This is a genomic window from Candidatus Zixiibacteriota bacterium (assembly GCA_014728145.1).
GTDB lineage: Bacteria > Zixibacteria > MSB-5A5 > JAABVY01 > JAABVY01 > WJMC01.
The window spans coordinates 1-6784 of the sequence record WJMC01000196.1; the positions used below are offsets into that span (position 1 = coordinate 1).

Annotated in this window: 6 protein-coding genes; 4 read left to right on the top strand and 2 right to left on the bottom strand. The window is 50.0% G+C overall.

Features of this window, described 5'->3' with window-relative positions; all coding sequences use genetic code 11:
- Together GF404_11325 and GF404_11330 are read left to right on the top strand one after the other, a co-directional pair.
- Positions 1 to 1218, top strand: a 1218-nt coding sequence (locus tag GF404_11325) for a Glu/Leu/Phe/Val dehydrogenase (GenBank protein ID MBD3382771.1), incomplete at its 5' end; no start/stop codon positions are given.
- Between the two features lie 317 nt (positions 1219 to 1535).
- Positions 1536 to 3440 (top strand): redoxin domain-containing protein, encoded by a 1905-nt coding sequence (locus tag GF404_11330; GenBank protein MBD3382772.1) that lies wholly within the window; start codon positions 1536 to 1538, stop codon positions 3438 to 3440.
- Here GF404_11330 and rpmG read toward each other — a convergent pair whose 3' ends face one another.
- Positions 3441 to 3608: a 50S ribosomal protein L33 gene (gene rpmG, locus GF404_11335; GenBank protein ID MBD3382773.1), complete on the bottom strand. Its 168-nt coding sequence runs from the start codon at positions 3606 to 3608 to the stop codon at positions 3441 to 3443.
- Between the two features lie 312 nt (positions 3609 to 3920).
- Here rpmG and GF404_11340 point away from each other — a divergent pair, with 312 nt between their 5' ends.
- Both GF404_11340 and GF404_11345 read left to right on the top strand, forming a co-directional pair.
- A complete protein-coding gene (locus tag GF404_11340) occupies positions 3921 to 5159 on the top strand; it encodes a serpin family protein (GenBank protein ID MBD3382774.1) in 1239 nt (412 codons plus the stop codon).
- A gap of 117 nt (positions 5160 to 5276) precedes the next feature.
- Complete coding sequence (locus GF404_11345; GenBank protein MBD3382775.1) at positions 5277 to 6509, top strand: serpin family protein; 1233 nt, start codon at positions 5277 to 5279, stop codon at positions 6507 to 6509.
- Positions 6510 to 6597: 88 nt separating this feature from the next.
- Here GF404_11345 and GF404_11350 read toward each other — a convergent pair whose 3' ends face one another.
- Complete coding sequence (locus GF404_11350) at positions 6598 to 6771, bottom strand: hypothetical protein (protein MBD3382776.1); 174 nt, start codon at positions 6769 to 6771, stop codon at positions 6598 to 6600.
- Between the last annotated feature and the right edge of the window lie 13 nt (positions 6772 to 6784).

Below are 6784 nucleotides of genomic sequence, written 5' to 3' on the forward strand. Positions count from 1 at the left end.
ACCCCGGTCAAAGGGGGTATCCGTTACAGCCTGGATGTCAACGAGGACGAGGTTATGGCGCTGGCTTCGCTGATGACCTACAAATGCGCGATCGTCTCTGTCCCGTTCGGAGGCGGAAAAGGCGGTATCAAGATAGACCGTCGCCAATATTCGCAATCCGAACTGGAGCGAATCACCCGTCGCTACACCTACGAACTTGTCAAAAAGAATTTCATAGGCCCCGGTATCGATGTCCCGGCTCCGGACTACGGCACCGGCCAGCAGGAGATGGCCTGGATCGGCGACACTTACCGGGCATTAACCGACGAACCGCTCGAATTTTCCGCCTGTGTAACCGGTAAACCGATCACCCAGGGCGGTGTGATGGGACGTGTCGAGGCGACCGGACGGGGTGTCTTCTTTGGAGTGCGTGAAGCCTGCTCCAACGCTCATGATATGAAGAAACTCGGGCTGTCGTTTGGGCTGATCGACAAGACAGTCGTCGTGCAGGGGCTCGGCAATGTCGGCTACCATGCCGCCAAATTCCTGCACGAGGGCGGGTGCAGAATTATCGGATTGGCTGAATATGAAGGCGCTATTTATAACCCGGATGGGTTCGATGTCGATAAAGTCGTGGCCCACCGCAAGGAAACCGGCTCCATTTTGGATTTCCCGGGCGCCCGGAATATAGCCAAGACATCCGACGCGCTCGAATTGGAATGCGATATCCTTGTCCCGGCCGCCCTCGAAAACCAGATCGTCGAGGAAAACGCACCTCGTGTCAAAGCCAAAATCATTGCCGAGGCGGCCAACGGTCCAGTCTCGGTGGCTGCCAGCGAGATTCTCAATCAAAAAGGAGCTATGATCATACCCGACACCTTCCTTAACGCCGGCGGTGTGACTGTATCTTATTTTGAATGGCTTAAAAATCTCTCGCACGTGCGTTTCGGCCGGATGGGCAAGCGTTTCGAGGAAACCACACAGAAACGAATCCTGATGGCGATCGAGGAAGCGACCGGCAAGCGTTTCAGCGATGCCGAGATGCATAACCTGCTCCATGGCGCTGACGAGGAAGATCTGGTCAATTCCGGACTGGAGGACACGATGATCAACTCCTACGCTCGTATCCGCCAGGTAAAAGAAGAATTAGGGGATAAAATCGACCTGCGGACCGCTTCGTTTATAGTGGCTATAAAGAGAATTGCCAAGGCCTATATGGAACTGGGTATTTTCCCGTAAATTTGTTTTAGGCAAAGTGCCGGAAGCTGTGAACATATGCAGATTCCGGCTTTGTTTATTCATAATGGATTGCAGGAAGTCAAACACAACAAGCGCACACAATCCACGAGTGGAACCAATCCCGGACTCCACTGTTTTATTAATGGACCGGGAAAAATCGGTTTCATACCGAACCCGGTTTTGTGTATCTGCTGATAGCAGGAGCTGTTGTGACAATCAAAATCGGAAATCTGACTCTTCTGCTGGCACTGGTTATTTTCGGCTATGCCTGCGAGGCGGAAGGGCAAACGCACAAGGAGGGCATCGACTCCGTGGAACTGGATAAATTTCTGGAAGGCAGTACTGACGCTCCCGAATTTCCCGACGGTTTGACATGGTTCAATGTCGAAAAGCCATTGAGCCTCAAGAAACTCGAGGGCAAGCTGGTTCTTCTCGATTTCTGGACATTCTGTTGCATCAATTGCATGCATGTTCTCCCGGACCTGAAAAAACTGGAACGCAAATACGATCAGGAACTGGTCGTGGTCGGCGTGCACTCCGCGAAATTTACCAATGAACTTGAATCGGAGGCGATCCGCCAGGCGGTTCTGCGCTACGAGATCGAACATCCGGTGGTAAATGACCGTGACTTCCAGATCTGGAGCAGTTACGGTGTCAGTGCCTGGCCGTCATTTGTGCTCATTAACCCGAAAGGTAAAATTATCGGGGTCCATGCCGGTGAAGGCATCTATGAACCTTTCGACCGAATTATCGGACGGGCGGTCGATTACTTTGAAAAGAGCGGTGATCTCAAACCGTCTCCGCTCGAACTCGACCTGGAACGCAATGATCTGCCCAATACACTTCTGTCATTTCCGGGCAAGGTCAAATCAAACAGCTCTTCACACAGACTGATCATCACCGATTCAAATAATGACCGTATAATCGTGACCGATCTGGAGGGCCGGGTGCTGGAGATCATCGGCTCCGGTAAAAACGGAAACCGTGACGGATCATTTGAACAGGCCGAATTCAACCATCCCCAGGGGACATTCCTCGATGGGGATCTGCTGTACATAGCCGATACAGAAAACCATGCCGTCCGCCGAGCGGACCTGAACAAGCGCGAAGTCGAGACGGTTTTGGGATGCGGCCGCCAGGCACGTTTGTTTTCAGAGATAGATTCAGCCGACGCGACCTGCCTAAATTCCCCCTGGGACCTGCTGGTGAATGAAGATAAATTATATATCGCCATGGCTGGATCTCACCAGATCTGGGTAGCCGACCCGGATCAAAACAGCGCCGTCCCCTATGCCGGTTCCGGGCGCGAGGCAAGAATCGATGCCCGCCTGCAAAATGCTGCCCTGGCCCAGCCGAGCGGGATAGTCAGCGACGGCAACCTGCTGTATTTTGCCGACAGCGAGACCAGCTCGATTCGCACAGCAGAACTCCCCCCCGGCGATTCGGTCAAGACTTTGATCGGAGAGGACCTCTTCGACTACGGCGACATCGACGGTCATGCCGACTCAGCCCGCCTGCAACATCCACTGGGAGTAGCGCTTCACGACGGCAAAATCTATATCGCCGACACCTATAATTCCAAGATCAAGGTGATCGATCCGGAGGAGATGACTTCTCTTACATACGCCGGAAGCGACGTTCCGGGTTTTGAAGACGGCGCCCTGCACGAAGCCAAGTTCAATGAGCCGGGCGGTTTAACCGTAATCGACGGCAGAATCTACGTCGCCGATATGAACAACCATGCTATCCGGGTGATCGACATGAAAACTGAAACTGTCAGCACTCTCAGGCTCACTGGACTGAACAAGATGACTACCGCCCATGCGGAAAACACATCAATAGCCCGTCAAATCGAATTACCTGAAATGGAGTTTAAGGCCGGAAAAACCAGCCTGAAGTTTAAAATCAATCTTCCTGAAGGCTATGAATTGATCGAACAGGCACCACAGACGATCAACCTGAAGTCGGCCGATCGAGAAGTGCTCAGTTTTGATGATGGCAAAGAGAGCTATGAATTCGAGATAAATGGCCAGCCGGTCAATGTTGTGGCCGTGACCAGGGAAGGCATGACTGAACTATCGATGGAAGCTCTATTCTATTTCTGTAAGAAAGAATCCGGACTCTGCCTGGTCGACAATCTGCAAATAAAATTGCCGGTCACCATTGACGGCGCCGGCAAATCTGAAATCGAAATCCCGGTAGATATCGAAGCTAAGCTTTAATCAGCGCTCTTCTTTGAAAAGCACATGCTTGCGCAGGACCGGGTCGTATTTTTTGAACTGCAGTCGATCCGGATCGTTGCGGCGGTTCTTAAACGTATGGTAGACATACGGACTCTCTGTGCTCTTCATCTTGATATGCATGCGAATATCTTTTTTCTTCTTGGCCATATCTATATCCTCATTTCAAATCGTTTTCAAATCTCTAATCTTAAATCGGCGCAATTACTCACAATTTTACAGCCGACTGTAAGAACCGAATTAATTTATAACAGAATCCCGATCTGTCAAGCAGGTTTTTGCTTTTGGAACTGCTTTTAAACCATTATCTCTTACAGGACAGTTATTTCCGGTGAACGATGTACTAAAATTTGTAATTTTACTGAACGCGGTTGAACTATCGTCGTTCTACATAGTAGAAATATATGTCCGGGATAAATTATAATTCTTAAATTCAAATCCTTTGCAGGGGAGGCAACCGCTATGAAAGCCAGTATTTATTTAGCGGCTTTTATTCTGCTGGCAGGCATGACAATCATCTATTGCAGTGACAACTCCAATAAAAGCACCGATCCGATCGAACCACCGCAGTTGAGCGCAACAGAACTGTCGCTTCTCGAATCTTCCAACAGTTTCGCGTTCGATATATTCAAAGAACTGGTAGCTCAGGAGGAGGATACCAACATCTTTATTTCTCCCTTGAGTATGTCCTACGCTCTGACTATGACCTATAACGGGGCCGATGGCCAGACTGAGGAGGCTATGAAAACCGTCCTCGGCCTGGGCGATTACAGCCGGGAGAAAATCAACCAGTCTTTTAAATCTTTGACTGCCACGCTTCTGACACTGGACCCATCCCTGATCGTAGAACTGGCCAACTCGATCTGGTACCGCAACGCTTTCGAAGTCGAACAGGAATTCATCGATATCAACCAGGAATATTTTGACGCCGAGGTATTGCCGAAAGACTTCAATTCCAACCAGGCCTGTAACGATATCAACGGCTGGATCGAGGACAAGACCAACGAAAAGATCCAGGATATAATCGATTGCCCGATCGATCCGATGACTATCATGTTTTTGATCAACGCGATCTATTTCAAGGGCAACTGGACCGTGGAGTTCAACCCGGAGGAAACTTCTCCCGGTATATTTTACTCTCCCGGCGGTGAAGTACAATGCGATATGATGAACCGCTATGACGAGATATCTCATCTCTTTACCGATAAGTTCAAGGCGGTCAATCTGCCCTATGGCGATGAGCTCTTCAGTATGACCATGTTTTTGCCAAAGAAAAGTAATTCGGTCGATCAGTTCATCGCTGAATTGACCGAGGACAAATTCAACAACTGGCTGAGCGAGTTTGAGATAGATTCGGTCGATCTGTATCTTCCCAAATTCAAGTTCAAATACGATAAAAGGCTCAAAGAAGTCCTGACCAATATGGGCATGGCAATCGCGTTTCAGGGTAATGCCGATTTTTCAGGTATCAACCCCACAGCCGACTTGTATATCAACGATGTGATCCACGGCAGTTTCGTGCAAGTCGATGAAAAAGGTACCGAAGCGGCCGCGGTGACCATAGTTGAAATCAGATATACTTCTGGACCGAGAAATTACATACGGGTTGATCGTCCCTTCGTTTTCGTGATTCACGAGAAGACTACCGGCGCTATCCTGTTCATGGGCAAAGTGATAAATCCGATCTGGCAGGATTCTTAAATATTCGGAGAATTTTAAACCCGCCTGAGAAAGGCGGGTTTTTTTATATCCCGGGAATAACAGCCCTGACTGTGTGTAGATTAACCGAAAGTAAATCAGAAAACGGAGGAGAATAATATGAAATCGAGATACCTGATTGCAGTGCTTTCCATGGTCACTATATCCCTCATGGCAACAGCCAGCCTGTCCTCTGAGCCGTCAAAGATACCCGAAGAAACGCTTTACCGCAACGAGCTGGCCCGGTCTATAAACAGTTTCTCGTTCGCAACCTTCAAAAAGATGTGCGCTTCCGAGCGGGGCAACCTGTTCATTTCCCCCCTGAGCATTTCCTACGCCCTGGGGATGACCTTCAACGGTGCATCAGGGAGTACCCGCTCCGAGATGAAGGATGTGCTCATGTATTCCGAACTCAGCGACGCCGAACTCAACATGGGCTACATGGCGCTGATACGTTACCTCGAAAACCTCGATCCGGATGTCAGGCTGGCAATCGCCAACTCGATCTGGTACAACTCCGACTTCACTCTAAAACAGGAATTCATCCAGCAGAATAAACAGGCTTTCGAGGCCGAAATCGACGGGCTCGATTTTTCCAGGCCGTCATCTGTCGATCGAATAAACGACTGGGTGGCGGATAATACCAACGGTAAGATCGAACAAATCGTCAGCCCGCCCCTGAGTCCTGATATGGTCCTGTTTCTGATCAACGCGGTCTACTTTAACGGCACCTGGCAAGAGAAATTCGATCCCGCCCGTACACGCGAGGAACCCTTCTACCTGGCTGACGGCGATACTCTCAGGTGGAAGATGATGAACCAGACGGTCGACCATGGCTACCTGCTGGGCGACACTTACCAGTCGGTCGATCTTGGTTACGGCGACGGCAATTATCGTATGGCACTATTCGTACCGCACGACACGGTCGCTGTTGGATCATTTGTCGCTGATTTCAACCAGGACTTCTGGCAGAACTGGCTGTCCGGCAGGGATCACGGTGAAGTGATCCTGACTCTGCCCCGTATCAAGCTGAGCTACTCAAAAATCCTCAATGACATATTGATCGCGATGGGTATAGAGCGAGCGTTTTCGGCGCAGATGGCGGAGTTCGATAAGATCAGCAACCAGGATATCTTCATCGACCAGGTCCTGCATAAGACTTTCGTGCAGGTCGATGAGAAAGGCACCGAGGCGGCCGCGGCGACTTCGGTCGGGATGGCTCTGTCGGCGGCCCCGATGAACAAGCCGGTCACGATCCGTGTCGACCGTCCCTATGTTTTCACTATCTACGAAGTCGAAACCGAAACGATCCTGTTCATGGGCAAGGTCATGCAACCGGTATGGGAAGAATGATCCAACCACATAATAAAACCGCCGGGTAATTTTCCCGGCGGCTACATATAATTATTAAGTACGTTCAACATAATTATGAAAAATCAGCTTATGCCATCTCGATCACCTTTTTGACCAGTTTTTCAATCCCGACAGCAACTTCTGAAATCCGCTGTCCAAGCATATAGGCCGGGGTCGAGACGATCTTGTTGTCTTCATCAACAGCAATTTCGCTCACTTCCCTGGCGACCGGCTCAGCATTCATCGCCTTGAGAGCATCCATAGTACCCTGGTCG